Source organism: Undibacterium sp. Ji42W, assembly GCF_049340405.1.
GTDB lineage: Bacteria > Pseudomonadota > Gammaproteobacteria > Burkholderiales > Burkholderiaceae_D > Undibacterium.
In genome coordinates this window covers 480,034-505,071 of record NZ_JBMPOV010000003.1, presented here as the reverse complement: position 1 = coordinate 505,071, position 25,038 = coordinate 480,034, and the positions used below count along the sequence as shown (strand labels likewise).

Here is a 25,038-nt window from a genome sequence, read left to right as displayed (position 1 = left end):
GGGCGAACCCCCTCACAAATTAGCCTGCGGCCACCAGCAGCGCCAGGCCACTAGTTTGAGCAATCTGAGAGCCGTACACGTTCAAACCACGTACCAACGTACCAAAGTCGTTTGGATTTTGCAGAGACTCGACCTTGGTGATCTGCGATGCAAAAGTAATCGCAGACTTGTGACCCGCAATCATCGCATGACGCTTCAACGTACCACCAGACGCTGAGTCTGTACCGGTGTTTGGGTTCATCCATGTGCGGCCCGCTGCACCGCGAGGCAACAGATTGGACACAAACACATTGAAACGATCAATCACACCGATCTTGCCATTACGCATTGCAGACTCACCATCACCCATGAACTGCGCCTGGGCCAGCGGAGAAGCCAGCAACAGTTGGCGTTCCAGTGGAGAGATAACCAGGAAACGGTCAGTCTCAGGCACGTCAGCCTCGTCCAGTACAGAGGACAGGGTGGTGATGTATGTCAAAACGTTAGCGCCAGTCATAGTGATCGGAGCTGCGTCTGTACCCAGATTAAACGAAGCAGAAATCTTACCTGCTGTCGCACCTTGATTGAATGCTGCACCCTGGTTAAAGTTTGTATACAGCACGTCGCGGTCAATCGCAATTTTCATTTGCTCAGATGCGTCGTTGGTGAACATATCCATCAACTTCGGTTTGGACTGCAGTTCCAACAGGTTATTCACGTTGACGCCAAAGTATTTACCTTTGGTGATTGTCAGTGTGATGGTCGACGGTGTTGGCACGTCGTAGTTCAAGTTTTGACCAATCGAGTAGTTGTACACGTTGATCGTTGGAATGGTGTTGATAATGACGGTGTCACCCAACCCATTAATCTCACCCTGCCAGTCGGTATTGGCAATTTCACCGAACACGGTGGCAGAATAAAATTTCTGCGCCAACTTACCAGACCATACGGCTGGGATAAACGTACCGGAGTACGCGGTACCACCATAGGCAACCTGGCCTGCTGGCGAATTAAAACCACCCGCATTAATCGGGTAGGTTGCTGCTGCGGTAATTGTAGTCATGGCTAGACCTCTTTCACATAAAAATCAGGTTTCGCCGCGTGCCTTACTATCGAACTCGACCTTGTGACACGGCGGCATCAATTTCGTCCATGTACCGTGTAGCCTCGTCGCCAACTAAATTACCCCGTCTGATGTCTGTATAAACCTGCGCAATCTCTGCGTTTGTCCAGATTCGTCCACTCATCGGGTCGGTATTAACTTGTGTACCGGCGCGAGAACTACTTGGTGCGACCTGAGATTGAAGATTTTGCTGTGGTGTCTTTGTCGTTTCAGAAAGTGCCTTGTATCGTTCAAAAATCTGAGCAACACGCCCTGCATCCAAGTTCTGATATGCATGGTCAAGCCCTGCCTGACGTGGCAACCCGTAAATAGGGTCTGTCTCACCCAACCATGCCAAAAATCCATGGTCTGTGTTGACTGCCTGCCAGTCCGGTACTGCTGCGCTGAGTTGCTGCATGAAGCGGTCTTTTGCCCCCGCTGCCACCTGCCCAGAAATATCGTTGACTTGCTTGCGTAACTGCTCATTCTCTGCACGTATGCGCTCAGCTTCGGCTCTCGCCTGATCTGATGTTTGTTGCGCTACACGGCCTACTAAATCGACTAGATCACCACCAAATGCTTCTCTCTCAGCATCGGTGACAATAGGAGCTGCCTGAACTGGAGCCACGGGTGTAGTCTTAGCCGCTGCGTTCTCAGACACCAAGGTTTGCACTACCGAGTTCAACTCCCGGATTTGCTGCGCCTGGCGTGGAACTTCAGCGTTGTACTTCCCTTGTAACGTATGAAATCTGGCTTCCCAGGTTTCTTCCGAAACTGGCTTCGGTACTGGCTGCTCTTGGGTTACTGGTGCCGCTGCAACTGGTGTTGCTGGTGCTCCCGTATCTGCATTAGCAGGCGGTGTTCCATTCAATTCCGCGACCATACGGTCTGCGTTTTCCACTTGTTGCTGCACTGCTTTTGGTAACGCCATTTATATCTCCTTCGCGCCATAGAACCTGATTGGATGCTACGGTCTGCTACTATAAAAAATTTCATTTATCCTCAACCCCGTCCTTTCGGATATGGGGTATCAGCCTACTTTTTTAGCCAAGGAATCTGCTTCCTTAACTGCCTTCAAAAAATCTTGTACAAACGCTGTCTCGCCCTGGATTCGCCTTATCTGGTCTACGTCTTGCGCCTTCACCAGAAAACTCAGGTTTGAATCAACTATGGCCTGCAACTGCGTCACTAGCGGGGTAAACTCAGGAGCTTGCAACCGCCTTAAACACTGCACTGATTGGGCTGTCAGCCCCTTCATTTGCAAAGGCCAGTGCCGTCATTCACTTTGTACGAATATTCCAGACCCTGGGTCGTGGATTTACGCTCATGGAACTCTGGGCCGATATTGCTGGTCAGTGTGCTGTTGTCCGCCTTTGGCGTCATGCTTGTGCCAGTGTCGGTTTTTGGTGCGTTGTTTTGAATCTTCATCACTACCTCCTATTAGGTACTAACATAATAATAAATAATGTACTAACATTTCGCTCTTTAATCAAACTGTTTTAGAAACTACTAAGCAGTTTTTGTACTTATTTCGCCATCGGTGTGAAATTATTCACTGTTGGTGCTCCGTTCTGTAACTGTTGTCCAGTTGAAACTGCATTTGGCAATGATGCTTGCCCACCTTGAGGGGGCGCACCTTTACCGCCACCCTGTGTTTGAGCCTGCGCCGCCTGCTGTTGCTGCGCTTGTTGAGCGTCTTTCGCCCACTGCATGCGCAACACTTCAATCGGTGGAACAATCTCGTCGGTATTCATGCCAAGGGTACCCGCTACTTCACGAATAATTCTGGCTATACCCTCCATACCAACCACTTGCTTGACTACATCATTCTGTGTTGCCAGTTGCAAGAACTCATTGCGACGTTGATCAGACTGACCTTGTGCCGCCAAAGCTGCTGCACCATTTGCTACGACGCGAATATCACCCTTCAAGTCAGGGTCTTCTGCGTACTGCATATTGTGGTCATACAAACGCGACACCAGAGGGCACGTCACATAGATATCAATCGTCGAAATTACCTGCTTGATCGACTTACCTGCGTTACCCATCAACATGGACATACCAGATGCTGTACGCCCCGCACCACCTGATGGAGAGTCGCCAGTCATATATCGTGGTATGCCTGTATATTCATCGGCCATCGTCGAGAAGCGTTCAAATACAGTCAGCAACTCCTGCGCACGTGAGTCAGGCTGGAAGAACTGCATCAGTGGGCCAGTACCATTCATGGGGTCAGACGTAACCTGCCAGGTCTTCCAAGGGTACAACTGCGTGATATTCTCGCCAGCAGGCAACCGGTCGACGTTATATACAACCTGTGGACCAGAAGAAATAGCGATGTTATTGATCAGCGCCCGTGCAGTAGCGTTGCATGCATCTTGCGTATCACGACACAAATCAGATACGGAGTTACCCCAGAACGAACCAGGAATCTGTTCATAGGATGCTTTGTAATACGGCTTCCTGCCGAGCGGGTCTTTATTGATTACAGCCTTGATCACATAGTTACCAATCAACCAAACCTCAATGGGATACTCAGCCAACGGGTCCGTGATCTGGTCTTCGGCCATGCCATGTTCTAGCAGCATCTTGCCTTGTACCGTGCCCCAAAACTGGAGTGCATCTATCAACTCAGATGGATTATTACCAATAGCCATCGTAGACTTGCCCTCAGCAGATGCCTTGGCGTTGTCCACATTTATCCAGTCACGCAAACCACCACGACCATATTCATCCAGCACCAGGCGTATTGACGCATCGCTGTATCCATCTACACCAATCAGTTCTGTAAGAGAACTGCGCTGCAAGCGGTGTCGCTCAATGAAAAATCCATCATCAAAATTCGCTGAGTCGGGTGCAGGGTATGCATTGAATGGGTCAAGCCGTTCCCACTCTGTGACCAGTTCCTCTTGTATCACTGGCGCGGTCTGACCTTTTTTGTCCTTGCCCCAGGCTAGCCGCTTTTTCTTACGAATGATCGGCCCTTTGAGCATAGCCGCTGGAAACGTCGTCAGGTCGTCAATGAACTCTGACAGTGCAGTGATGAAGCCGCCTTCTTCAAGCTGGTCCTTCATCTTATACTCCATGCGGTGCATGGCTTGCTGCGCTACATTGCGCTCTTGAGAAACAGCCTGGTCCTTCATCATCAGCAACATATTGCGCACATCCTCGTCGGACATCTGCTGCCCGGAGGACTGCATCTGCTGAATTACTCCCTGGGCCTTACCCATGATTTCCTGCACCTGCTCAGGCTTGATATCTGGTAGCGTTGTGGGTTGAACTGACCAGGGCTTATTGTTCGATGCAGTCAATAACACATCACGAATCCATGCGCCTGCGGAGCGACACTTGTTCGCTGTCAGCATCATGTAAATCGTCGTACCACCCTGCTGCCCGATGATGGACAACTTATCCGGGTCATACTCCCCACGGCGCTGACGCAGTGAACGCAACATGCGCTGCTCCACCGTTTGCTCTTTCGCTGTACGTGCTACCGTCCAACACTTGCGAACATAACTGGCCAAGCCCTGAATCACCGGAGTATTGTTGAACTGCGTTGCTTTTTGACGCTCTTCCTGGCGCAACTGACGTGCAGACTTCATCTGCATAATACCGCCCACAGATGTAATTCCCGGTGCGTTTGCACCCGTAATATTCAAGCCAGTCCCCATCGCCATATTAGCTACCTCTATTTATCTACTAATTAAATTTTACACGATGTACTAACATCAAGCTATATATTAGTTCAGTTGAGTTGTCACTGTAATGCTCCATATACTTATTTAATGATAAATTTTCACTGAATATATACACAGTTACAAACTTAGCCTTGAAAAATTCCTGCTAGAATGCGATATGTAAGAAAATGTTGTACATGCGTTGCAAATGGGAGAAAGTCATGTTTGATCCGAAGTCGATTGCCAATTGTTTCTTGGAGTTGGCGGCCGCTGAAGGCCAAAGTATTGATCCAATGAAATTACAAAAGCTCGTCTATTACGCACATGGTTGGTACGCGGGGTATCGTAATGCGCCATTGATTAATGAGAACGTAGAAGCATGGCAATATGGCCCTGTAATCCCAACTCTTTATCACGAATTCAAACCGTTTGGCGCAGGACCCATTGGTAATAAAGCTATTGAATACCAGAACGGCACCTTTCGGGAAGTACCGGCTCCTGCTGATCCTACTATTCGTCAATTTTTGCATAACATTTGGAAAAGCTATGGTCAATATACTGGCATTAGGCTGTCCGAGATGACGCACGCAGATGGGGGACCTTGGGACCTTACATGGGAACAAACTCACGGTATGCACGGTTCGGATATTCCCTTTGAGTTAATTCGCCAACATTTTGCGGAGGCCGTTTCGCGCGTAAATCAACAGAACCATCAAGGCGTTAACTGATGGGTCGACCTCCTAAAGCTCTCAACAACGGAGAGCAAACTGCGATTGTTATCGACCCGTCAGCAGAAAATTCTAAACAGCCTGTTAAATCAACAAAAGCTAAGTCCACAACTGCTACATCACCAACAGGGAAGGACGAAGAAGATTTCTATCGACAAGCTGGGGAAGCATATAGGTTACAACATCGCAGTCAGGACTTAGGGTGGCTAGGTCGATTCTTTGGTAGCGGCACTTCTGCAGCAACTAATATTGCGGGTTTAGTAGCCGTTATTGGCTTAGTTTGCCTTGTTATCAGTTTTTGCATTACAGCTGAAGCTCAGAAACTGGCAGATGCCCAAAAACTTATTGTTGGGATTATTAGTTCTGCTTTAAGCTTTATTTTTGGTGCCGCCAGTAAAAAATAGTTTGCGTCTATCTTTGTCATCTTTAGGACCATGCGTATGTGACCCTCTCAACCGGCCTGGCCGCTGCCTGAAGTGACTGCCCAGTAGCGTTTCCGTTGGCATGTAGCGCCAGGTACTGCATGCTGTCCGCTATGTGACTGTGCTTGTTCTTGTCCGGTGTATCCATCAACTCCCCATTCGTCTTGATCTTGTACCGATAACCGCCCGCCATGGCAGTGATCAAATTCCTTGCTTCAGGGTCTATTACTATTGCTGGCTTGCCGTCGGCCATACGCGTGAGCCATGCGTCGACTGCATTGATACGAGCCACGATGCTATTTGACCTGGCCGGTATCGCCCGGAAGCCTTCAGACTTCAACACATCAAACACACTTCGTTCGTCCGTCTGCGCTCGTTGCACCCCAGCTGGGTCGCCAATCACCAGTACCGGCATGCCAGGGAACTTCCGCGCCAACAGCGGCTTCAATTTCTCCCTGCAAAACCGCAAAACACCCATACCATCTGACACCAAATCGTCAAAAACCAGCAATCTGCCTGCCGGGTCTATCTGTCCAATCGTGCATGCAGGCGTCAAACCGAAGTCAAACCCCACCAAAATGGGGTTTGTAGACATATTTATGGGCCGTAAAGTCGATTTTGCTATGTGCAAATCACGGTCAAAAGCACGAAAAACAGGCTGTCCAGACAGCGATTTCCCGAATTTTGCGTTGATATACACGTCGATATAGTCCTGTGACTTGCCATCTGCCAGATCTTCGTAGTAATTCGGCGGCAAATACTTCACCCAGTCAGCATCTGGAGACAGTCCAGAGGGCTGAAAGTGCACTTCTGCGGTCCCTGGAGGAGCACTCAACAGCGTTTCCCAGAAGGTATCCATGTCTGGCGGGTTCGTCATGCCCCAAATGTGCTTGTTCGACTTCCCTTCGTCGGTCACGCAGCCCTGGATTGGGTTCCCTTTATCGTCACAACCCCATTCTTCACGGTGCGGCACCATCATTCCATCAGGATATCGCCCCAGACGCCCCTGCACCGCTTCAAAGATGTCCTTATTTATCTCACGGAACTCGTCCAGGATGGCAAAACTGGCCTGCAACGACAGCAACCGGCGTACGTCATTCGCGTCGTCCAGCCCGCGGAACAACACCTCACACTCCACATCATCGAACTTCAGTAAAAACTTCGCTTCCGACTTCATGTACACACCCGCCTGGCCATCGGGGAACCACTTCAGGAAGTCAGGTATCGACGTATCGCGCAACTGCTCGCGGGTATTACGTATCCAGATCGCCCTGGAACGCCGTACACCATCGCTACACGCCGCCATCTTCTTCGCGTGGTACGCAACCTTCATAATCCCCGCTGTCGTCTTGGTGGACCCCACAGGGCCAACAATCAGCTCAATGAACTTGTCACCCAACAGAAACGGCACCACGGTCGGCACCGGGTTGAACGCCAGGCCACCTTTATTCTTCGCTTTCGCCATCGGTATCCTCTACATCTGTGACACCGAAACTGATACCCGACAGGATTGCTTCCTTCTTCGGTACCGGTTGGTTGATGTCTTTAATCTGCGGCATCGCTGCGGCGTTAGGAATGTTGAACGTGATACTGAACTGCGCCCCGCTCATACCCACTGCGTCATTTTTAGGCTTGCGTCCACCCAGGGTAGCGAATGTATCGACACCCGCAGCCAATTGCGCCACTGACACATCCTCAGCCAACAGACGCTTGAAATAGGCATCAGCCAGCACATCGTAAAAGAGGCCAGCCTTGTTACGCGCAGTGACACCCGTGCGGTCATTCTCAGCACGTTGTATGTTTATCTCGCGCAAAAACTCCTGGCTCTGAGACAACTTAATGTACTCAGAGGCCGAGAAGCCATACCTAAACGCAATATCCACCGGTTCTTCAATGCCTGCTGCAATATCCAACAGCATTTCCGGTGGAATGTTCCTAACCCGGTTCGTCAGTTCGCTCATGTTTTTTCACGTAGTCATCCAGTGCTTGTCGTAACTGCTCAGACACCAAAATCCCTGTCGCCGTTGCGCGTTTCTGCAGTTTTGCGTACATCACATCTGGAACAAAGAAATTGCGCCTGGTCATGCCATTGGCTGTTGGTTCGCTACTCATTTTCATCGCCCCGCATTAGTAATATTTATCAATACTAACTAACTGTTAGCACATATACGCATGTTAGAGCGGTGGCATGGATTTGGCAATACTTTGTTGGGGTGGACGCAGCGTATGCCTACGTGTGTATGTATGAAAATACCCTGTGTATTAAGCCGACTACCCGCCCTACCGGGCTGGCCCTGGCCGTTGTCCATCCCCCCCCCCCCGACTGACTCAAAACCCCGTTGATGTAGGGCAGCGACGAACCACATGACTCAATGCCCCTAGTGTATGACGCCATCCAGCGCACTAAGTCGCATAGTGGTGGAGTCTATACGACGGGCAGCGACGAACTACATGACTCAATGCTCTCAATATTGGTACGCCAAGATAGATAACTTGGTGCGTGAAATAACGCGAATTAAATTGGCTTAGTCCCGTAAGGGATTGCGTGGGGAAAACAAGTACCTGTGCAGGAGAATAAAGCCGCCTAGTTGCGAGTAGCGAAGCGTCAAGACTATCTGACGTGGCCGAAAGAGACGAACCCAAAACGCAGAACCATTGCGTAGATCGGGAGGCACCTTGTCGCAATAGCTGACATGAAACGAAGAATCTATATAGGTTGTATCTCTAAGTGCATTCCGTGCATTTAGCAATATTACTTAGGAGTAGATCATGCTGACCAAAACAGCCCACACAATTAACAACATGCACAAAGCGGGAGCAGGCAAGAAACATCGTCGTGCAGTGCATGAAGTACCTGTTGCCGAGTTCAAAGGCATCAAGCGCATTACGTCCATCAAGTTACGTCCTGCGCCGTACCCGCTTGCTGTACTCAGAAGTTAAACCCGCAGTACCCACTCATTCATTTACAGGGAGTAGCATCATGGAACAGATCAAACTGATGGAAACATCAAGCCACAAAGCCCTCATTGACACCGTCGTCAAGGCCAAGGGTAAATTCACCAAAGCAGTACAGGTTGCCGCCACTCAAGCTGTCGGTCACTTCCTGCGTCACGGCGACACTGGTTTCGCCACACGACTGCTCAGTACATTCAGCGACAACACCCTCGGCGCAAAGACATTCGTTGCCTTCATGGAACAGCACGGCGGCATGAAGTATGAAGCCAAGTCACGCAAGAACCCTGCGAAGTTCACCAAGCACGAAACCCGCGACGACTTGCCAGCGGCTGATAACTTCGACGGCATCGTCAGCTACATGCAAGAAATCTACTCAGTGGACTGGACGACCGTCAAACCTGAGCAAGTGGTATCCATGTTTGATGTTGAAACTGGTGTTAAGCAACTGCTTGCCAAACTGGAACGTGAAGCCAAGCTCAACCATGAAGTAAAGAACATTGGTCTCGCCAAACATCTGAAAGATGCGCTGGCTGCTTACCACATGGAAAATCCTGCGACTGATTTGGTTGCTTAATTGTTAAGTGGTGTCAGTCCATAGCGAAGATGCAAAGATACGAAGATGCAAAGATGTAGCAAAAAAAAATCATGTTCGGAATTTTGTTAAATTTATTTTCACAGGATTTAACAATAGCATGCAGAAAGTGCGCTGCATCTTCGCCATGCGTTTTGCATGTCCGGTAGCGAAGATACGAAGATGTAATAAATTTTTCTGCACTTCGCTCGATTTGATGCCGAAAATACGAAGATGCAAAGATGTAGGTAGAAAAAATTTATAAGTGACTTTTTTACGTGCGTCATGTTAGTAACCACTAACAAGAAAAATGCCATCAAAGATGTAGATATATATCGTATATGAAGTAATTAATAAAATTTAAACCTCGCATGCGACCGTTATCATTTTGACAACTACTCTTATATACACACACAAATTTCTTCAAAAATTCCACTTATAAATAATATTCACTTACATCTTTGCATCTTCGCATAAACGCTTTTGGAGGGCCTACCAATGTGATTCTAAGCCGCGCCGAAGGCGCACCTGTCATCAAGTGGATTCAGCACATGAAATCAAAAGTGCTATTAGTGTGTATGCAGACCAAAAACCGACGCCGCTCACACCGGCGTTCAGTTGGCTTCGCACATTCAACCACTTCACAAACAAACGATTGGAGTACCGAATGACCCAAACACTTGTCGCAACCTGCGACGCAGACCTGAAGCTGGCGGTCCATCAATATTGCGCGCATCGTGGATGGTCAATGGCTGACCTCATCAGGACACTGTTGAAGACATATCTAAAGCGCGAGGGATTCTACCCACCCCGTGCATGCAGCAGTGTCACTGCCGAAGTCAAACTGACGTTCAACACACGTCCAACCAACGCAAAGCATCTGCAGGCGATGCCCATTGGTCAGTGCATGGATACCCTCACTACGCTGCCCACACAAGCCGCAGTAGACCTCATCAATGGCATGGACGACGCAGCAAAGAAAGAAGCCCTCATGGAGTTCCTGGTGAGGCACAGGCACGCAAAGCAATGACTGATCGTCGTCACTGTAACGCCTGAACAAGTTTACCTTCGAATGGAGGTAAAGCAGCACCCGTTTCACAATTCAACCATACAAGGAAATGTATATGAAGAAGTTTTCTAAGAGCATTGTGCTGGCCGCGATTTTGGCGGCAACAGCAGTATCACAAGCAGCAGTCTACCAAGTAGGTTCAGTAACCAGTGGCACCAGCGTCTATGGCGTTGACCCATTCGGCCCCACAGTCGCCAAGATTCAACGACCAGCAGGTACAGCAGACGCAGCCATCAAATTCACCGATGGCTCAACCACGACGCTGTCAAACGGCTGGAGCATCATCAGTGGCAGCCAGAAGGTCTTCCAGTCCTATGATGGCGCACAAGCCACTGGCACAAGCGCTACAGCAGGGCTGGATGCAGGGTATGACGCGGTAGCGTTCGTCAAGAACAACATCACATACCAAACAGGCGTACCTGGCACCAAGTGCGCGACATACTTCTTCCTGGGTGGCACATCCGGCACACTGTGCCAGACCAACTACCTCGATTGGATCTGGACCCGCACCACACCGTAATACCCCGGCAGTGACGTAGTACATGCGGTTGACTAAACCCCAGCCGCTCACCAAAATCTCGACCCCTCTTAAACTTTACCAACGAAAGGAAGGTGTGTATGTTTACGCCTGTACGCACAACTGTTAGTAGCTTCATCAAAAAAGCGAAGCACGTTACCCACAGAATCATTGCAGTTGCCCTTGGTTATAAAGTGGAAATCCTGGCGCATGGCTACATACATGGCGCGGTTTCCTACCAAGATGCACTGAGCTGGGCAGCATGCTACGGCATTGAGTGGGGACGTGTGCGTATTACCCGCTACGGCAAAACCATCGCCATGCGCGGCTGATCGTGGCGTAGCCACACATTTATTCATTTACAGGAGCCAGCACCATGTCATCACGCAACCAGTTTCCAGCCCACAATCCTTTCCCATCCCTGCATACCGATGGCGGCACGCCTGTCATTAGCGCTATCCAGAAGTCAGTCACACCAACTTTCAGGGAGTATGTAGCGTCTATTCTTGACGCTGTGGCACAGGGCAAACCAGTTGAAATTCGTCGTATGTTCACAAGTAACGCCTGGGGGCCATTCGATAAAAACGCTGATCGTGACATTGGCTTCAACTTCCGGCACTACGAATACCGCATCAAGAAAGAAACGCACACCATCACATTCCGCTTGGCCCTCCTACAATTGGAAGAGGTAGTTACTCCTGGCGCGATACTTCCATGCAACTACCAGATGATTGAATCATCAAATACGTTCATTCAATGGCTCGGTGAAGAACAACACTACGCATACGAGGTGTGAAATGAAACTCATCATCGCTGGCCAGGCCGAGTCACCTATCATGCGCGCTGCCTATAAAGCCCATCTCCAACAACTGACCCAGGAATTGGCGTTACTACCGATCCAAAAGCGTAAGCACGTCAGCGGTTTCGTGTACTACGTTGTTTGTACCTTAACTGCATTCATGTTAGCACTTGCCTCAATATGTCTACCTGCAATCAGCTATGGTTTGAGCCTTTTCATATGCCTGGCATCTGCGGCATGTGCAGTTTCTTTCATCATCACAGTGGCTATGCACCTCAGCGCCATGATGGCACTACGTGAACGACAGAAGGCAGTAATTGCAGCAGTAGCGTACTTAAAAATGCTGGCAGGAGAAAACCATGGCACTTAAATGGAAAGAAGGCCACCCAGAAACACCTGGCGTGTATCGTGTATTGCGAAGCAATTATCTGGATGCTGCCCAAGTGTATGCAGTATGGACGGGTACTTACTGGGCAACGGCTATGTCAGCGCTTCTACGTGCTGAGGAAGAAGCTGTTCATGGTGGTCGCGCAGCTATTCAAGACCGCTACTGGCTCCCGCTGGAGAACTCAAATGACAACAGCATTTAACAAAGGTAACCCACCAGAACCAGGCTTATATCATGTGTTTTACGCCGGGTATGGCAACAACGCGATATATGCGCACTGGAGTGGCCGCAAGTGGTTTTCTCCTGCATTCAATCCATATGAAGCAGAACGCTATGCACTGGTAAGGGAGCTTAACATCTCACAGAGCCTTGAGTGGAAGGAGTTACATAATGGTTGACAGAACAAGATACAAAACCGGTAACCCACCGGAACCAGGGGTTTATAAGATCAAAGCAGTAGGTAATTGGTCAGGTGACACCCCAAGATTCTCTTTATGGACTGGATGTGAATGGTGTCGCCCCCGACATGACGTGATATCAGCAGAGATTCATGCCCTGCATCTGGGTACTCGCTCTTTGAACGGCGTCCGTTGGAAACGCATAGAGGTGAACGATGGCTGATACATGGCACACAGGCACCCCACCAGAACGTGGACTGTACCTTCGTTTGATACATGGGTCGCGTGCGGTGTATGCCATGTGGGACGGACGCAGATGGTATGGATACACGGCGCAATTACAGGAAGCTGAAGACAGCGCCTTGAGAAATAATGTCTCAGACTACCAGAGCAACAGCATGATTGAGTGGCAAAAAGCAGGAGCAGAACATGAATAAGTTTATTAACCCAAAAGAACCAGGCGTGTACCGCCGAGGTTACGATGCCAATGGGCGTGTAGTCAAAGAGTACAGCTACTGGGACGGCGAAGTGTGGCACCTGTCAGCACCCACTGTTGGAGCAGCAGAGCATAACTACAAAGTCTCATGCGGCAGCAAGTCCGGCTTTCAAACGGCACCATGGTTCTACCTCAGCGAGTATGAAAAAGCTGAACACCTGTGGTTTGATGGCACCTCCTATATGCCCGACACACCTGGCATCTACTACAGGATTCCGTCAAAGGTAGCCAACATCAAAACGCTGAGCTATTTCGATGGTAGAACATGGTACATCAGCGCCATGAGCGTGCGCCGTGCCTACACACAGTTTCTGGAGAAGTCTGAAAGCCACTCACAACGTGGATGGTACTGGCGACCAGTGAACCCGACCAAACAAGTAACAGCAATAGCAGCATAACGGTTGAACGCCCCAGCGGGAGGTGGGCAAACACCCGCAGCAAGAGTGTGCAGCTCCTTTCGGTTGTCAGATTTACGTGCACATGATCTTGCCGACAGCCTGGAAAGACAGGCAATCAGCACACTCAGCACAACACCTTCAAATTCATTTACTCAACAAGGAACAGAAATGAGCGCGATTAAATTCCGTAAGCCCAATGCTCAAGAACGCACCACGTTCTGTGGAGCCGAGGTCATCAAAGCAGAAAGCTTCGTGTCCACACCCGGCAATGACATCAGCATCAACGAACTGGTCATAGGCCGTGTCACTACAAACAGCAACGTCACCGAGCTGTTTGTTGGTGTAGTCACTGCACTGCATGACGATGGAACATATGACCTGCTGCCGCTGCAGTCAACAGCAGAATTGCGTAGTGGTTCCGCTATCCCTAGCGGTTGGACGAACAGCTACATCGTGCACCGCAGTCTCGCACGTAACACCATCAACGGTTCATCCCTGAGCCAGTGGCTGGATGCATACCGCGACAGCCGCGTGTCACCAGACAGCCCATGTGTCAATACCGGCACCTATGTGGTCAACATGCCGCGTGAGTTCGTGTACAAAGTAAAGTTGAATGACTTTGCTACATCATCGCTGCTCCGCTCCATGAACACAATGCGTGAACTGCGCTACAACACAAAGCCTGGTGTGCGTATATTCCAGAAACTGGCACGACTGGCTCCTGGCAACCTGATTATGTCGCGTAACCGTGACATAGCTGCGTCGGGTATGACCTACGAGAACATCCAGTACGGTATCAAGCAACGCCAGCAACAGGCGGAAAAAGTCAGTGATCTGCTGATTGCGCTGCGCAAAGGCGGGGTACCCACATGGACCCGTAGTGGCAAGACCCTGCTCGACCACATGCAGGCGGGCAAGAAGTCAGGTGATGCATATCGTGAAGTGTACAGGGGTGACAACTCCTGTGCAGATGCCATCAGTGTCATACAACGTATCAGCGATAAGTATGTTGACCTGACAAACGTTGGTTGTGGCCACATTGTAAAAGACCAAGACACCATGTATGTCAAGCTGTCCAACAGCGAGGACTTGCGCATCTGCAAACACTGCGCTGATAAGGCGTTCACAGAAACGGTGTATCACAACGAGTCACCAAGACGTGTTGAGCCAGACTATATCCGTGCCAACAGCATCCGCACTTTCGACCATGGCGATGATCTTGTTCATATTACACCGCCACAAGCGTTAGTACGTAATTACCACAGCAGCAAAAGTAAGTTCACTGCACTGCCTTTGTTAGATGGTACCCATCATTTTGGTGTGCAGGTCGGTATAGAACTGGAGGTACAGTGTACCCCTAAATTCGCTTCTCAGCACGGCACAGAAGAGCGTGACGAGGACGATGATGACGACGATAACGAGTACACCAGCGGTGATTCTCGTGGGGATGACAACGCCCAGAATGCCGCAGCAAGAATGCTCCACAATGCCTTCGGCAGCGCCATGAAGGACGTGTGTGGCAAGGCAAACCGCTATGCCTTCTATGAGTACGATGGCTCAGTAGACCAAGGGTTTGAAGTCATCTCCAACTACGGACCAATGGAGACACACCGCCACATCATCGCCACAGCGATGGGGCCGAACGCAGAGGGCAAGTACCCCTACGCCAAGGTACTGCGTAGCCACGATGCAAGTTCATCCTGCGGCCTGCATGTGCACCTGACCAAGCCAAAGTCCCTGATGCATGCATCGCGTATCTATGCGTTCATCAACAGCGCACAGAATAAAGACTTGGTGGAGTGCGTGGCACGGCGTTACAACAACCAGTATGCAGCCATCAAGAACGAAACGACCAAGGCGCAGATAGGCAAGGCTGGGAAGATTGCGAAGAATTGCAAGAACTATGACGGCAATGTTCAACCGGAAACGATCAAGACCAGGTTCAACCAGTTGCATGATGAAAGCCGCTACAGCGCGATCAACTACAACAATACGCACACCGTTGAGTTCCGTATGTTCAAGGGTTCTATGCTGCCGACGACAGTCCTGGCGTGTATGGAGTTTGCGTATATGGTGTGGATGTTTGCCCGCGACACCAGCGTCGAGAAGCTGAACGAAGTTGAGTTCATCAAGTACATCAAGCGCGCCGAGAACTTGAAAGAGAGCGGTTATCTGCGTGCATACCTCATAGCCCGTGGTCGCATGCCAGCGCCGAACGTAAAACCTGGTGTAAGGAAGCCAGCAACACCAGTAGCAGTAACAGGCGAGACCTGATCAGCCACCCGCCATCAACACCCACTCACTCACTCATTTATTTACTTACTTAGAAAGAAACAATATGTGCTTATTATTCACACAAACACCAGCAACCCGTAAATCCAACCTCACAGATGCACAACTGGCTGACTTCTACGACAGCAATAAGGACGGGTTCGGTGTCATGTATGCAAAGGACAACGTCCTGTACACGGAGAAGAACCGTGGCACAGTTGAAGACTGGATTGCGTTCTACCGCAAGCACGAACACCGCGACGCCGCCTTCCACCTGCGTATGCGTACCCATGGCAGCTTTGAGTTGGAGAATGTGCACCCCTACCCTGTCGCCGGGTTTGATGGCCCAGCTAAACTGCCACTGGCCCTGATGCATAACGGCATACTGAACACCGGTAACGCAGCAGATACGACCAAGTCAGACACCTGGCACTACATCCGTGACTTCATTCACCCACTGATCAAGCACAGCGGTGACATCCTGTTCACGACTCAGATGATCGATATCCTGGGCAAGCACATCGGCTCCAGCAATAAGTTCGCCATCATGGATGCACATGGTCGCCTCGCTGTCGTCAATAAATCCGCAGGCGTTGAGTGGAACGGCATGTGGTTTAGTAACACTTATGCCTGGGATGCATTTAACGACCAGCTCTACCCTGGCCGTCCAGCAGGTAAGTATGTTGGTTACACTGGCGGCAGCTACTACAGCAGCCGTTGGGACGACGAGTTCGCAGACTTTCACCAAACAGGTGTACGTCGTGTAGGTCACACCAACCTCACTGCTGGCAGTAAAGACAAAGAGATTCTGGTCAAAGGTGAGAAGACCACGAAGCAGGAAAAGCGCGAGAAGAACGCCAAGAACCCAGGCGTCAACCCATCGCTGTTGGATGACTTGGCCTATATCCACTCCCTGCTGGAAGACGAGCTGAAGCGCGTAGGCAATCGTGTCAGCCATACAGAACGCTCCCGCTTTCTGAACGCCCTGGGTCCAATCGGTGCAGAACAGATACTGGAAGAAGCGGTCATGGGTGCCATCGATGAAGATGAAACTGTTCGTATGATGCTCGACCCTGTTCTGGCCATGAAGCACCTGGGCCTGAAGGTCACTGAAGGCGGCGTGTTTGAGTCACGAGTGTGAATTATGGACCAAGTACAAACAGACATCATGTCGTACATGCAGCAGAGCAACACGAAATACTTCAGCACAGCAGATATCATCAGCGCAACCAAGCTGCCCATGAAAAAAGTTCGTGAAGCCCTGCATGCCATGGTCGTAGAACAACAACTAAAAAGAGAACACGCCACCAACTGCGCGGTGCACTATTACATTCCAGGTAAGGTCTTTAATACGGCACCAAAAATCGATAGGGCCTATACGAAACCGTTAGAAGGTTACACTAAAAAGTTATTGGCTCACAAAGAATTGTGTATGTTGGTTAATAGGAGGTAGAATGTCAGCACACGACAAAAACAAGCAACACAAGACAGACGAAGTGCATAGCAGACTGGCACGAATTGAGTCCCGTTTAGTGCACTTCATGCTCAGCGTAGGCATAGACCCTGGTGGTCAGCGCCTGGATAAACCAGCCCAGCCTCCTGCTGCGTTGGTGAAGGAGAAGGAATAACACCGTGACCCAGCAAGATAAACAAGAGTTTCAGCAATACCTGGCCACACTCACATGGGGGCAACTCCATGGTGTGCTGGAGAAAGAGCAGCTAGCAGGCCGGGCAGACTACGCAGAGTTAGCGCGTCTCGCCATAGTCGCAAAATCGTGAGTCAACTCATTTAATCAAGGAACAAACATGACATCGCAGAACACAAAAGACATTGCTGTACAACGTGCAGTGAGCCTGTTGAACGCATCTGGTGCAAAGTACAAGATCATCTTTGAAGGTCAGGAGTACGGCGAACTGGTGGCAGTAGAGCTGAACAAACACAAGCAAGTGCGTACCAACAAGTTTGCTTATCTCTACAAAGAGCGCATGGCAGAAATGCAGCCAGGTGACGTAGTTCAGTTCGAGCACGACAAACCAGAAGCCCTGCGCAGCACCATCTCAGCGCGTGCTGCCCAACTGTGGGGTCCAGGTGCACACATTTCCACCTGTAAAGATGGCAAGGTAGAACTGCTGAGAGTGTCCTGATGCATCGTGCCACAACATGGGTAGATTGCGCCGTAGTGTACGCAGTGGGCGTCGTTTGTGGTATCGGCCTAATGGTAATAACCGGCTATGACGCCCCTGCTCCACCAGCACAATCACCTGTTATCAACACCGAAGTCAAGGAAGTCTGCACCGTGCAGGCAGCCGCCAAGTGGTGGACAGACACAACAGATATGAAAGCCGCGAAGCGGGAATTATGCGGAGGTAAATAATGGCACAAAACATGGAAATCGACCCGATCACCATGAAGGCGCTAGAGAATTTAAGCAACACACTGGAAGGCGATCAGGAAGCTGTACTTGTCATCAGTAGTCCGTCAGGTCAGTACCAGGTCTCAGTGTATGCCCTGGGTGGTCAGATGTACCAAGAAGTTATGGCGCGTGCGCTATCCACCATGATGACGGCACTGCGCAAAACAGGCGTAGGCCAGCACGTACACAAGGCACCGGAGACTATGCAATGAGTCCAGACGCAGTAGATAAAAACATACAAGAATGGGAATCCCGCCAGAGCAACTTGCTGCTGATGGAAGGTGGCTACCCCCATTTACCACAGAGGCCAACTTTGAAAAAGATCACACAAGAACAAAAGCAAGCCGTCAATCAAGACAAACTCGACAACGTCTACACCCAGCGCAACACCCTGGTAGTTGCCTTCGCCCTGGCCATGGAAGCACTAGGCCATAAAGTAGGTCGCGGGTTTGACGATGATAAAACCAAAGACTGGGCAGATGAATGGCGTCATGTTGTGTACGTCGAGTTACCAGACCGCAGCCAGATATCGTGGCACATCGCACCAAAAGACCTGCCACTACTGGACATGCTGCCTGAGTACGAGGGCAAATGGGATGGCACGTTTGTGGGCCGTTCTCCTGAGTGGCTGGAAACTTTGGCGGAGTGAGCATGAGCATCATCACCCTCGACAAGGAAACCTACTACAGCAAAGAGTACAGCCTGAGCAAGATGACGACTGAGGAATACATCCGTGACCCGCGGTTCCAACTGATCGGTTTCTCTTACCAGATCGATGATGGCAAGCCCACGTGGATTACAGGCAGCGACAAGTACATGGCCGAACACCTTCATTCCCTGGAGCTGGAGAAGCACACACTCATCGCACAAAACTCTTTGTTCGACGCGTCGATTATGTCCTGGCATTACGGCATTCACCCCAAGTTCATCATTGACACAATGAGCATGGCCGCGCCCATTCAGTCCATCACCAAAGGTAAATCGCTGGATGCCCTGGCCAGGCACTTCAAACTGGGGGTCAAGGGCAAGGAAGTCGTAGCTGCGATGGGTAAGCGCCGTGAGGACTTCACACCAGAAGAATTGGCACGGTACGGCGGGTATTGTGACAACGACGTTGCATTGACTTACGCTTTATTTAATACGCTGCGCGAGTACAGTACTCCACAGGAAATGTACGTCATCGATATGTTCCTGCGTCTGTACACTGACCCTATTCTGGTTCTAAACAAACCATTGTTGGAACAGCATTTAGTGAACGTCGTGGAGCGCAAGGAAGCATTGTTGGCGAAGGTCGAAGCCATAGTAGGTAAAGATGGTCTCATGTCCAACCCAAAGTTCGCAGCAGTGCTGCAAAAACTGGGCGTAGTTCCACCGACCAAGATCAGTAAAAGCACAGGCAAGGAAACCTTCGCGTTCGCCAAGACAGATGCACCCATGAAGGAACTGCTGGCGCATCCAGATGACCGGGTGCAGGCAGTGGTCGCAGCACGTATGGGGGTCAAGTCCACACTGGAGGAAACCCGTACACGTAACTTCATCGCCATGGCCGTTCGCGGGACTCTGCCTATTGCATTGAATTACTATGGCGCTCATACAGGCCGGGCCAGTGGTGCGGAGTCCATGAACCTGCAGAACCTGCCCCGTGGCGGAACCCTGCGTCAAGCCATCGAAGCACCACCTGGGTATAAGGTCATCGCCTGTGACTCGTCGCAGATCGAAGCGCGTGTCGTTGCATGGCTGGCTGGACAGGAAGACTTGCTGGAAGCGTTCAGGAATAAGGTCGATATCTATTCGTCGTTTGCGTCTGATGTTTACGGCTATGAAGTCAACAAGTCCATGACAGACCAGCGTTTTGTGGGTAAGACAGCGATCCTGGGCCTGGGTTTCCAGATGGGATGGAAGCGTTTTGCTGAGCAAGTCAAGTCCATGTCAGGCATTGTCATCTCAGAGGCTGACGCCAAACGTGTCGTGAACCTGTACCGCAGCAAGTATTACCGCATCAGCGAACTGTGGGACGCCGCCGATACCGCCATGAAGATTGTGGTGGCTGGTGGCACTGCCGAGTTCGGCGTGGGCATCAAGTTGATTTGGGCCAGTGAAGGCGTTCACTTGCCCAACGGCATGATCGTGCGCTACCCTGGCCTGCGCTACGATGCAGAGTATGAGTCTTTTGTTTATGACGACCGCTACGGCAAGCGCAACAGGATTTATGCAGGCAAGATCATTGAGAACGTCGTTCAGGCGCTGGCCCGTATCATCGTGTTCTATCAAACATGCAAGATTGACAAGCAGTTGCGTAAGTACGACAAACCTCAATCCAGGTTCAAGATCGTTCTGTCTGTACACGATGAAGCAGTGACAGTGGCACCAGCCAAGGCCGCAGAGAAAGTAAAGGAGATGATGGTGAAGACAATGAGCCAACCGCCCGTCTGGGCACCTGATTTACCGGTAGCTTGTGAGGCTGAAATTGGTGCTAATTATGGCGAATGTAAGTAGGTTGTTACGAAAAATGTGATTAGGTACTTGCCATGACGTGTGTATGTCACTATCATTCCTGCAAGATGAAAAGGAGAGATACATGCTCACAGTTAATTACAACGTGGCTCGTGCGACAGCAGCCGTGCAGTTTTTAGTTAATGACTCATATGCAGCGTCCAGGTACAAGAAACTACGAAGTGCCGTAGCGCGCCCTTTCGTGCTTCCGTTTAAGGAGGAAAAAGAAGTGCTGAACGAACTGGTTTTGATTGGCCGTCAGTCTCCACTGGCCCTGGAAAAGCTCATTGCTATTGCCGAGTTCAAGCGCAATGTTGATGACAAAACCTACATGGCAACATTAATGGCTGCCCAACGTCGTCGTGTCAAAGATGCATTGTTTGTCGAACAGACAATGGCTGGAGTCAAGTACACCCATGAAGAACGCTATGAGGCTGAACGTCGCATCAGGACTAACTGGTCCAACGAACGAGCCATGCTACTTGAACAAGAAACCAAGAAGCACGAAGAGAAATTTGGGGAACCACTTCCGTATGAAACAAGACGTGAAATTATTAAGCTTTTCTGGGACAGAATTGATACATTACTGGTGCGCCTGAAAAAAGAAGCAGTAGAAAAAAGTGAGCAAGTCCGGGTTGCTAAAAAATACAAAGTTGAAGTCGACAAACACATTCCAGAAACTGAAGTTGCCCGTAAGCTTACTGCCGCACTAGAAGCAGCAGAAAAAACTAAGAGAAACAAATAAAATGCGGTATTCTACTAACATATTAAATTTAACCCACTAACGAAACGGTGGGTTTTTCCTTAAGGAAAGCCCATGGCATGGACGTATTCCCAGCTAGAAGCATTTGAAACTTGCCCCAGGCAATACTATGAAGTACGTGTAAAAAAGAGTATCCCCTACGTACAGAACGAATCAGCCAAGTGGGGGGATACAGTGCACAAAGCCATTGAACACAGAATAATGAACGCAACCCCTCTTCCTGAAGGGATGCACCAGTGGGAAGGCATCGTGAACAAGTTCGCTGCACTCCCAGGCAAGAAGATAGCCGAACAGAAAATTGCGATCACAAGTGACTTCCAGCCTTGTGACTACTTCGCAAAAAACGCATGGAGCCGTGGCAACATTGACCTCTCCGTGGTGTGTGGTAAGACCGCAATGGTCACCGACTGGAAAACTGGCAAACGCAAATTAACCGATCAGACATACCTCTATGCAGGCTATGTCTTAATACACAACCCAGCAGTAGAAAAAGTCCATACCTCCTTTGTATGGCTCAAAGAAAGAAAAGTCGATACCGAAACAGTGACCAGAGAAGACATGCCACATCACTGGCAGAAACTCCTGGCGCGCTACCGGCGCATCGAAATAGCACACGAGAAAAATCAATGGCCAGCTACACCATCAGGGTTATGCAAGAGCTATTGTCCTGTAACCAGTTGCGAGTTTTGTGGGAGAGGCGGATGAAACATACAGTTTATGCAGTGCTGACGGATGAAGAGTTGGTACGAAAAACAGAAATAGCCGAAGTGAGTGGCAGTGCAAGTGACCTTGAGCTGGAGTTGATGTTCAGATTAAGAAGTCGACTGGATGCCGAGGCCAACGACGTGGAGGACACCGATGGCCCGCACACCTGAAGGAAAGGTAAAGGACGCAATTTCTGCAGTCCTTCGGGAGAGAGGCATCTGGTACTTTCTCCCCGCCAACAACGGCTTTGGTAAGCATGGCATCCCAGACTACATCTGTTGTCTCAATGGAAAATTCCTAGCCATCGAAGCCAAAGCCCCTGGCAAACGTTCTAACACATCAGAGTTACAAGATCATACGATTTCAGACATCAAAGGGCATAACGGGTTAGCAGTTGTGATCGATGATGTTAGTCAGTTGGAGGCATTTTTAAATGAGCTGTGAAGCAGATATAGCAGACAAAAACATAGAACGCGTGCTAGAAGCAGCACGCAGCAGGATAACCACCAGGCAGGAAGTTGCAGCCACAGGGCAGTGCCTTTACTGCGACGCAGACGTATCACCTACCCGACGGTGGTGCGATGCAGACTGCAGAGACGCCTGGGAAGCAGCACGACGGAGGAAATAATGCCAAAGACAGCACATGCAAAAGCATACGATGCCGCCTATGAAGCCAGGCCGGAACAAGTAAAGAAACGCGCCATGCGAAACGAGGCACGACGAGAGTTAGAGAAACAGGGTCTGGTACGTAAGGGTGATGGCAAAGAAGTTGATCACACCAAGCCACTGAGTGGTGGCGGGACAAATAAACGAAGTAATCTTCGTGTGATCAGTGAGGAACAAAACCGTGGTTGGCGTAAAGGTCAGAGTTCATACGCACCTAAAAAGGCGTAGAATGATGCACACGTACCCAATTCAGCGTAGGTAGGCCCATGCTTATAAACGAGAAATCGCAGGCTCTGATATTCAAACTAAAAGAGCCGTCCAAGATCACGTCAGTGATCACATCAGCAAAAGAAGTCATGCATAAGGGCTGGCCCATTGTAGCGGTACCACATCGTCCTGACGAAGTGCTTGTCCTGCGTAACATGGGGTATAACCCACCAGACCCGCTACCGATGTACTACGATTTCCCTGGCGGTAAGACTCCGTTCAAGGCACAGATATCCACGGCTAACTTCGCATCCATGAACTCGCGCTGTTTCATTTTGAACAGCATGGGTACTGGTAAGACCATCAGTTCATTGTGGGCAGCGGACTACATGCAGCGCATCAAGCGGGTCAACCGCATACTGGTGGCTTGCCCACTCTCCACCATGCAAGACACCTGGGCAAACGAGGCGTTCTACAATTTCCCTGACAAGACGGTCGTCGTGATTTACGGTACAGCCAAGCAACGTCTTAAGCGGCTGGAACAAGAGGCAGACATTTACATCATCAACACCGATGGCGTAGAGATTATTGCCGACGCGCTGGCCAAGCGTCCTGACATTGACCTGATCATCATTGATGAACTGGCACTGTACCGCAACGCCTCGACCAATCGCTGGAAGGCAATGAACAGAGTGTGCAACAAGCAGACTCCACGAAAAGTGTGGGGCATGACTGGCGCACCAATGCCACATTTACCAACTGACGTATGGTCACAGATTCGACTGGTGACACCGACAAGCACGGCGATATCCAGTTCGTTTGTGCGCTTCCGTGAACTGGTAATGCGTCCTGTAGGGCCACATAAGTGGGTGCCGAAGGAAGACGCTGTACAGACTGTGTTTGGCCTCATGCAGCCCAGCATACGGTTCGCACTGGATGACTGCCTGGACTTGCCACCCCAGACTTTGGTGACCCGCGAAGTAGAACTGACTCCAGAGCAGAAGAAGGCGTACAAGGACATGATGAAGCGCCTGAAGACTGAGTATGCCAATGGTGAGATTCTGGCTGTGAACGCTGCCGTCAAAGCCGCCAAGCTGTTGCAGATCAGCCTGGGTGTGGCGTATGGTCCGAACAAAGAGTTGGTCGTTATTCCGTCGCAGCACCGCATCAATGTACTGCGCGAAATCATCGAAGAGTCGGAAGGCAAAGTGATTGTGTTTGTACCACTCACAGGTGCACTGGAATATGTGGCAGAACAGTTGCGCAGTGAGTGGACAGTCGCTACCGTAAGTGGTGCAACATCGAAGTCACAGCGTGATGAAATCTTCCACAATTTCCAACGCTCGAAAGACCCGCATGTTCTGGTGGCGAATCCATCCACCATGTCCCACGGATTGACGTTGACAGCAGCTACCACCATCGTGTGGTGCGGCCCGACGAACTCAAACGACACCTATGTACAGGCTTGCGCCCGTGTCAGAAGGCCAGGCCAGAAACGTACCACGGTGATCGTGCACCTAGTAGGCAGCCCCATTGAACGGGTGATATTTGAACGATTGCAAGGCAAGCAGGAATTACAGAACGTATTGCTGGATTTACTAAAGGAACAGAAAGATGACTGAGGCAGAAGGAATTGAACTGTACATCGCGGTGCGAGACAGGCGTTCTAAACGCAAAGAAGACTACACAAAGCAGGACGCAGGCGACAAAGCCATACAAGACAAACTGGAACAAGAGTTCATGAAGAAGTTCCAGGCCAACGGCACAGACTCACTCACAGTACGCGGTATAGGCACAGCCTACACATCCAAACGTACCAGCGCCAGCGCAGCAGACAAGTCCGTGTTCTTCGATTATGTGCGGGAACATGAACAATGGGACTTGCTGGATATCAGGCCATTGAAGTCTGGCATTGAGGAGTTCAAAGAACGTACTCATGAACTTCCACCAGGTATCAATTGGTCAGAAGAAATTGTAGTCAACGTTAGAAGATCATAGTAGTATTTACCACCTAACAGGA

The 25,038-nt window shown here is 50.1% G+C and carries 37 protein-coding genes; 30 read left to right on the top strand and 7 right to left on the bottom strand.

The features are described from left to right. Nucleotides 1-19: 19 nt before the first annotated feature. The 4 genes from ACO0LG_RS08670 to ACO0LG_RS08655 form a co-directional block, all read right to left on the bottom strand. Nucleotides 20-1,042, bottom strand: a complete 1,023-nt coding sequence (locus ACO0LG_RS08670) for a hypothetical protein (protein WP_423025316.1) — start codon at nucleotides 1,040-1,042, stop codon at nucleotides 20-22. Nucleotides 1,043-1,088: 46 nt separating this feature from the next. After that, on the bottom strand, nucleotides 1,089-2,012 hold the full coding sequence (locus tag ACO0LG_RS08665) for a hypothetical protein (RefSeq protein ID WP_423025314.1): 924 nt from the start codon (nucleotides 2,010-2,012) through the stop codon (nucleotides 1,089-1,091). A 323-nt stretch (nucleotides 2,013-2,335) separates the two neighbouring features. Then, complete coding sequence (locus ACO0LG_RS08660; RefSeq protein WP_423025312.1) at nucleotides 2,336-2,509, bottom strand: hypothetical protein; 174 nt, start codon at nucleotides 2,507-2,509, stop codon at nucleotides 2,336-2,338. A gap of 98 nt (nucleotides 2,510-2,607) precedes the next feature. Beyond that, nucleotides 2,608-4,758, bottom strand: a complete 2,151-nt coding sequence (locus tag ACO0LG_RS08655) for a portal protein (RefSeq protein WP_423025310.1) — start codon at nucleotides 4,756-4,758, stop codon at nucleotides 2,608-2,610. Between the two features lie 221 nt (nucleotides 4,759-4,979). Here ACO0LG_RS08655 and ACO0LG_RS08650 point away from each other — a divergent pair, with 221 nt between their 5' ends. Together ACO0LG_RS08650 and ACO0LG_RS08645 are read left to right on the top strand one after the other, a co-directional pair. Further along, a complete protein-coding gene (locus ACO0LG_RS08650) occupies nucleotides 4,980-5,486 on the top strand; it encodes a Panacea domain-containing protein (RefSeq protein ID WP_423025308.1) in 507 nt (168 codons plus the stop codon). Then, the gene (locus ACO0LG_RS08645; protein WP_423025306.1) at nucleotides 5,486-5,890 is read left to right on the top strand and encodes a hypothetical protein; all 405 of its coding nucleotides are present in this window, start codon (nucleotides 5,486-5,488) and stop codon (nucleotides 5,888-5,890) included. The genes ACO0LG_RS08650 and ACO0LG_RS08645 overlap by 1 nt, the downstream gene beginning before the upstream one ends. Nucleotides 5,891-5,912: 22 nt before the next feature. Here the strand turns inward: ACO0LG_RS08645 and ACO0LG_RS08640 are convergent, their stop codons facing one another. From ACO0LG_RS08640 to ACO0LG_RS08630, 3 genes are read right to left on the bottom strand one after another with little or no spacing between them, the layout of a single operon-like run. After that, on the bottom strand, nucleotides 5,913-7,373 hold the full coding sequence (locus ACO0LG_RS08640; protein ID WP_423025304.1) for a hypothetical protein: 1,461 nt from the start codon (nucleotides 7,371-7,373) through the stop codon (nucleotides 5,913-5,915). Further along, entirely contained in the window at nucleotides 7,354-7,869 is a 516-nt protein-coding gene (locus tag ACO0LG_RS08635) for a hypothetical protein (RefSeq protein ID WP_423025302.1), read from the bottom strand. Before ACO0LG_RS08635 ends, ACO0LG_RS08640 begins: the two co-directional genes overlap by 20 nt. After that, a complete protein-coding gene (locus ACO0LG_RS08630) occupies nucleotides 7,844-8,020 on the bottom strand; it encodes a ribbon-helix-helix domain-containing protein (RefSeq protein ID WP_423025300.1) in 177 nt (58 codons plus the stop codon). The genes ACO0LG_RS08635 and ACO0LG_RS08630 overlap by 26 nt, the downstream gene beginning before the upstream one ends. Nucleotides 8,021-8,677: 657 nt before the next feature. Here ACO0LG_RS08630 and ACO0LG_RS08625 point away from each other — a divergent pair. From ACO0LG_RS08625 to ACO0LG_RS08490, 28 genes are all read left to right on the top strand, one after another. Beyond that, nucleotides 8,678-8,848, top strand: coding sequence for a hypothetical protein (locus ACO0LG_RS08625; protein ID WP_423025298.1), 171 nt, complete (start codon nucleotides 8,678-8,680; stop codon nucleotides 8,846-8,848). Between the two features lie 40 nt (nucleotides 8,849-8,888). Next, on the top strand, nucleotides 8,889-9,437 hold the full coding sequence (locus tag ACO0LG_RS08620; protein WP_423025296.1) for a hypothetical protein: 549 nt from the start codon (nucleotides 8,889-8,891) through the stop codon (nucleotides 9,435-9,437). A 664-nt stretch (nucleotides 9,438-10,101) separates the two neighbouring features. Next, complete coding sequence (locus tag ACO0LG_RS08615) at nucleotides 10,102-10,464, top strand: hypothetical protein (protein WP_423025294.1); 363 nt, start codon at nucleotides 10,102-10,104, stop codon at nucleotides 10,462-10,464. 94 nt (nucleotides 10,465-10,558) lie between these two features. Then, nucleotides 10,559-11,023: a hypothetical protein gene (locus ACO0LG_RS08610; RefSeq protein WP_423025292.1), complete on the top strand. Its 465-nt coding sequence runs from the start codon at nucleotides 10,559-10,561 to the stop codon at nucleotides 11,021-11,023. A 98-nt stretch (nucleotides 11,024-11,121) separates the two neighbouring features. Next, entirely contained in the window at nucleotides 11,122-11,352 is a 231-nt protein-coding gene (locus tag ACO0LG_RS08605) for a hypothetical protein (RefSeq protein WP_423025290.1), read from the top strand. Between the two features lie 44 nt (nucleotides 11,353-11,396). Beyond that, nucleotides 11,397-11,816, top strand: coding sequence for a hypothetical protein (locus tag ACO0LG_RS08600; protein ID WP_423025288.1), 420 nt, complete (start codon nucleotides 11,397-11,399; stop codon nucleotides 11,814-11,816). A gap of 1 nt (nucleotide 11,817) precedes the next feature. Further along, a complete protein-coding gene (locus ACO0LG_RS08595; RefSeq protein ID WP_423025286.1) occupies nucleotides 11,818-12,189 on the top strand; it encodes a hypothetical protein in 372 nt (123 codons plus the stop codon). Next, entirely contained in the window at nucleotides 12,179-12,409 is a 231-nt protein-coding gene (locus ACO0LG_RS08590) for a hypothetical protein (RefSeq protein ID WP_423025284.1), read from the top strand. Before ACO0LG_RS08595 ends, ACO0LG_RS08590 begins: the two co-directional genes overlap by 11 nt. After that, a complete protein-coding gene (locus ACO0LG_RS08585; RefSeq protein ID WP_423025282.1) occupies nucleotides 12,393-12,605 on the top strand; it encodes a hypothetical protein in 213 nt (70 codons plus the stop codon). The genes ACO0LG_RS08590 and ACO0LG_RS08585 overlap by 17 nt, the downstream gene beginning before the upstream one ends. Before the next feature lie 215 nt (nucleotides 12,606-12,820). Next, nucleotides 12,821-13,042, top strand: coding sequence for a hypothetical protein (locus ACO0LG_RS08580; RefSeq protein WP_423025280.1), 222 nt, complete (start codon nucleotides 12,821-12,823; stop codon nucleotides 13,040-13,042). Further along, nucleotides 13,035-13,499 (top strand): hypothetical protein, encoded by a 465-nt coding sequence (locus tag ACO0LG_RS08575; protein ID WP_423025278.1) that lies wholly within the window; start codon nucleotides 13,035-13,037, stop codon nucleotides 13,497-13,499. Before ACO0LG_RS08580 ends, ACO0LG_RS08575 begins: the two co-directional genes overlap by 8 nt. A gap of 168 nt (nucleotides 13,500-13,667) precedes the next feature. Next, a complete protein-coding gene (locus ACO0LG_RS08570; protein WP_423025276.1) occupies nucleotides 13,668-15,773 on the top strand; it encodes an amidoligase family protein in 2,106 nt (701 codons plus the stop codon). A 64-nt stretch (nucleotides 15,774-15,837) separates the two neighbouring features. Beyond that, nucleotides 15,838-16,911, top strand: coding sequence for a hypothetical protein (locus ACO0LG_RS08565; protein WP_423025274.1), 1,074 nt, complete (start codon nucleotides 15,838-15,840; stop codon nucleotides 16,909-16,911). Between the two features lie 3 nt (nucleotides 16,912-16,914). Beyond that, nucleotides 16,915-17,223, top strand: a complete 309-nt coding sequence (locus ACO0LG_RS08560) for a hypothetical protein (RefSeq protein WP_423025272.1) — start codon at nucleotides 16,915-16,917, stop codon at nucleotides 17,221-17,223. 1 nt (nucleotide 17,224) lies between these two features. Continuing rightward, on the top strand, nucleotides 17,225-17,398 hold the full coding sequence (locus ACO0LG_RS08555; RefSeq protein WP_423025270.1) for a hypothetical protein: 174 nt from the start codon (nucleotides 17,225-17,227) through the stop codon (nucleotides 17,396-17,398). Nucleotides 17,399-17,402: 4 nt separating this feature from the next. Next, nucleotides 17,403-17,549, top strand: coding sequence for a hypothetical protein (locus ACO0LG_RS08550; RefSeq protein ID WP_423025268.1), 147 nt, complete (start codon nucleotides 17,403-17,405; stop codon nucleotides 17,547-17,549). Between the two features lie 27 nt (nucleotides 17,550-17,576). Next, nucleotides 17,577-17,915, top strand: coding sequence for a hypothetical protein (locus ACO0LG_RS08545; protein WP_423025266.1), 339 nt, complete (start codon nucleotides 17,577-17,579; stop codon nucleotides 17,913-17,915). Continuing rightward, nucleotides 17,915-18,145, top strand: a complete 231-nt coding sequence (locus ACO0LG_RS08540; protein ID WP_423025264.1) for a hypothetical protein — start codon at nucleotides 17,915-17,917, stop codon at nucleotides 18,143-18,145. The genes ACO0LG_RS08545 and ACO0LG_RS08540 overlap by 1 nt, the downstream gene beginning before the upstream one ends. Next, nucleotides 18,145-18,396: a hypothetical protein gene (locus ACO0LG_RS08535; protein ID WP_423025262.1), complete on the top strand. Its 252-nt coding sequence runs from the start codon at nucleotides 18,145-18,147 to the stop codon at nucleotides 18,394-18,396. The genes ACO0LG_RS08540 and ACO0LG_RS08535 overlap by 1 nt, the downstream gene beginning before the upstream one ends. Beyond that, nucleotides 18,393-18,833, top strand: a complete 441-nt coding sequence (locus tag ACO0LG_RS08530) for a hypothetical protein (RefSeq protein ID WP_423025260.1) — start codon at nucleotides 18,393-18,395, stop codon at nucleotides 18,831-18,833. Before ACO0LG_RS08535 ends, ACO0LG_RS08530 begins: the two co-directional genes overlap by 4 nt. Before the next feature lie 2 nt (nucleotides 18,834-18,835). Then, on the top strand, nucleotides 18,836-20,680 hold the full coding sequence (locus ACO0LG_RS08525) for a DNA polymerase (protein ID WP_423025258.1): 1,845 nt from the start codon (nucleotides 18,836-18,838) through the stop codon (nucleotides 20,678-20,680). An 82-nt stretch (nucleotides 20,681-20,762) separates the two neighbouring features. Beyond that, entirely contained in the window at nucleotides 20,763-21,422 is a 660-nt protein-coding gene (locus ACO0LG_RS08520) for a hypothetical protein (RefSeq protein ID WP_423025256.1), read from the top strand. A 72-nt stretch (nucleotides 21,423-21,494) separates the two neighbouring features. After that, nucleotides 21,495-22,145 (top strand): PD-(D/E)XK nuclease family protein, encoded by a 651-nt coding sequence (locus ACO0LG_RS08515; RefSeq protein WP_423025254.1) that lies wholly within the window; start codon nucleotides 21,495-21,497, stop codon nucleotides 22,143-22,145. Continuing rightward, nucleotides 22,142-22,315 carry a hypothetical protein gene (locus ACO0LG_RS08510; RefSeq protein ID WP_423025252.1) on the top strand — a complete coding sequence of 58 codons (174 nt, stop codon included), beginning with the start codon at nucleotides 22,142-22,144 and terminating at the stop codon, nucleotides 22,313-22,315. The genes ACO0LG_RS08515 and ACO0LG_RS08510 overlap by 4 nt, the downstream gene beginning before the upstream one ends. Beyond that, nucleotides 22,299-22,589: a hypothetical protein gene (locus tag ACO0LG_RS08505; protein ID WP_423025250.1), complete on the top strand. Its 291-nt coding sequence runs from the start codon at nucleotides 22,299-22,301 to the stop codon at nucleotides 22,587-22,589. The genes ACO0LG_RS08510 and ACO0LG_RS08505 overlap by 17 nt, the downstream gene beginning before the upstream one ends. A 183-nt stretch (nucleotides 22,590-22,772) precedes the next feature. Beyond that, nucleotides 22,773-23,039: an HNH endonuclease signature motif containing protein gene (locus tag ACO0LG_RS08500; RefSeq protein WP_423025248.1), complete on the top strand. Its 267-nt coding sequence runs from the start codon at nucleotides 22,773-22,775 to the stop codon at nucleotides 23,037-23,039. Nucleotides 23,040-23,143: 104 nt separating this feature from the next. Then, nucleotides 23,144-24,640 carry an SNF2-related protein gene (locus ACO0LG_RS08495; protein WP_423025246.1) on the top strand — a complete coding sequence of 499 codons (1,497 nt, stop codon included), beginning with the start codon at nucleotides 23,144-23,146 and terminating at the stop codon, nucleotides 24,638-24,640. Beyond that, on the top strand, nucleotides 24,633-25,016 hold the full coding sequence (locus ACO0LG_RS08490; RefSeq protein WP_423025244.1) for a hypothetical protein: 384 nt from the start codon (nucleotides 24,633-24,635) through the stop codon (nucleotides 25,014-25,016). Before ACO0LG_RS08495 ends, ACO0LG_RS08490 begins: the two co-directional genes overlap by 8 nt. Nucleotides 25,017-25,038 lie beyond the last annotated feature (22 nt).

Excerpts from the sequence above, each read along its gene's own strand:
- ACO0LG_RS08670 (WP_423025316.1), bottom strand. The coding sequence starts at position 1,042 with ATGACTACAATTACCGCAGCAGCAACCTACCCGATTAATGCGGGTGGT.
- ACO0LG_RS08665 (WP_423025314.1), bottom strand. The coding sequence starts at position 2,012 with ATGGCGTTACCAAAAGCAGTGCAGCAACAAGTGGAAAACGCAGACCGT.
- ACO0LG_RS08660 (WP_423025312.1), bottom strand. The coding sequence starts at position 2,509 with ATGAAGATTCAAAACAACGCACCAAAAACCGACACTGGCACAAGCATG.
- ACO0LG_RS08655 (WP_423025310.1), bottom strand. The coding sequence starts at position 4,758 with ATGGCGATGGGGACTGGCTTGAATATTACGGGTGCAAACGCACCGGGA.
- ACO0LG_RS08650 (WP_423025308.1), top strand. The coding sequence starts at position 4,980 with ATGTTTGATCCGAAGTCGATTGCCAATTGTTTCTTGGAGTTGGCGGCC.
- ACO0LG_RS08645 (WP_423025306.1), top strand. The coding sequence starts at position 5,486 with ATGGGTCGACCTCCTAAAGCTCTCAACAACGGAGAGCAAACTGCGATT.
- ACO0LG_RS08640 (WP_423025304.1), bottom strand. The coding sequence starts at position 7,373 with ATGGCGAAAGCGAAGAATAAAGGTGGCCTGGCGTTCAACCCGGTGCCG.
- ACO0LG_RS08635 (WP_423025302.1), bottom strand. The coding sequence starts at position 7,869 with ATGAGCGAACTGACGAACCGGGTTAGGAACATTCCACCGGAAATGCTG.
- ACO0LG_RS08630 (WP_423025300.1), bottom strand. The coding sequence starts at position 8,020 with ATGAGTAGCGAACCAACAGCCAATGGCATGACCAGGCGCAATTTCTTT.
- ACO0LG_RS08625 (WP_423025298.1), top strand. The coding sequence starts at position 8,678 with ATGCTGACCAAAACAGCCCACACAATTAACAACATGCACAAAGCGGGA.
- ACO0LG_RS08620 (WP_423025296.1), top strand. The coding sequence starts at position 8,889 with ATGGAACAGATCAAACTGATGGAAACATCAAGCCACAAAGCCCTCATT.
- ACO0LG_RS08615 (WP_423025294.1), top strand. The coding sequence starts at position 10,102 with ATGACCCAAACACTTGTCGCAACCTGCGACGCAGACCTGAAGCTGGCG.
- ACO0LG_RS08610 (WP_423025292.1), top strand. The coding sequence starts at position 10,559 with ATGAAGAAGTTTTCTAAGAGCATTGTGCTGGCCGCGATTTTGGCGGCA.
- ACO0LG_RS08605 (WP_423025290.1), top strand. The coding sequence starts at position 11,122 with ATGTTTACGCCTGTACGCACAACTGTTAGTAGCTTCATCAAAAAAGCG.
- ACO0LG_RS08600 (WP_423025288.1), top strand. The coding sequence starts at position 11,397 with ATGTCATCACGCAACCAGTTTCCAGCCCACAATCCTTTCCCATCCCTG.
- ACO0LG_RS08595 (WP_423025286.1), top strand. The coding sequence starts at position 11,818 with ATGAAACTCATCATCGCTGGCCAGGCCGAGTCACCTATCATGCGCGCT.
- ACO0LG_RS08590 (WP_423025284.1), top strand. The coding sequence starts at position 12,179 with ATGGCACTTAAATGGAAAGAAGGCCACCCAGAAACACCTGGCGTGTAT.
- ACO0LG_RS08585 (WP_423025282.1), top strand. The coding sequence starts at position 12,393 with ATGACAACAGCATTTAACAAAGGTAACCCACCAGAACCAGGCTTATAT.
- ACO0LG_RS08580 (WP_423025280.1), top strand. The coding sequence starts at position 12,821 with ATGGCTGATACATGGCACACAGGCACCCCACCAGAACGTGGACTGTAC.
- ACO0LG_RS08575 (WP_423025278.1), top strand. The coding sequence starts at position 13,035 with ATGAATAAGTTTATTAACCCAAAAGAACCAGGCGTGTACCGCCGAGGT.
- ACO0LG_RS08570 (WP_423025276.1), top strand. The coding sequence starts at position 13,668 with ATGAGCGCGATTAAATTCCGTAAGCCCAATGCTCAAGAACGCACCACG.
- ACO0LG_RS08565 (WP_423025274.1), top strand. The coding sequence starts at position 15,838 with ATGTGCTTATTATTCACACAAACACCAGCAACCCGTAAATCCAACCTC.
- ACO0LG_RS08560 (WP_423025272.1), top strand. The coding sequence starts at position 16,915 with ATGGACCAAGTACAAACAGACATCATGTCGTACATGCAGCAGAGCAAC.
- ACO0LG_RS08555 (WP_423025270.1), top strand. The coding sequence starts at position 17,225 with ATGTCAGCACACGACAAAAACAAGCAACACAAGACAGACGAAGTGCAT.
- ACO0LG_RS08545 (WP_423025266.1), top strand. The coding sequence starts at position 17,577 with ATGACATCGCAGAACACAAAAGACATTGCTGTACAACGTGCAGTGAGC.
- ACO0LG_RS08540 (WP_423025264.1), top strand. The coding sequence starts at position 17,915 with ATGCATCGTGCCACAACATGGGTAGATTGCGCCGTAGTGTACGCAGTG.
- ACO0LG_RS08535 (WP_423025262.1), top strand. The coding sequence starts at position 18,145 with ATGGCACAAAACATGGAAATCGACCCGATCACCATGAAGGCGCTAGAG.
- ACO0LG_RS08530 (WP_423025260.1), top strand. The coding sequence starts at position 18,393 with ATGAGTCCAGACGCAGTAGATAAAAACATACAAGAATGGGAATCCCGC.
- ACO0LG_RS08525 (WP_423025258.1), top strand. The coding sequence starts at position 18,836 with ATGAGCATCATCACCCTCGACAAGGAAACCTACTACAGCAAAGAGTAC.
- ACO0LG_RS08520 (WP_423025256.1), top strand. The coding sequence starts at position 20,763 with ATGCTCACAGTTAATTACAACGTGGCTCGTGCGACAGCAGCCGTGCAG.
- ACO0LG_RS08515 (WP_423025254.1), top strand. The coding sequence starts at position 21,495 with ATGGCATGGACGTATTCCCAGCTAGAAGCATTTGAAACTTGCCCCAGG.
- ACO0LG_RS08510 (WP_423025252.1), top strand. The coding sequence starts at position 22,142 with ATGAAACATACAGTTTATGCAGTGCTGACGGATGAAGAGTTGGTACGA.
- ACO0LG_RS08505 (WP_423025250.1), top strand. The coding sequence starts at position 22,299 with ATGGCCCGCACACCTGAAGGAAAGGTAAAGGACGCAATTTCTGCAGTC.
- ACO0LG_RS08500 (WP_423025248.1), top strand. The coding sequence starts at position 22,773 with ATGCCAAAGACAGCACATGCAAAAGCATACGATGCCGCCTATGAAGCC.
- ACO0LG_RS08490 (WP_423025244.1), top strand. The coding sequence starts at position 24,633 with ATGACTGAGGCAGAAGGAATTGAACTGTACATCGCGGTGCGAGACAGG.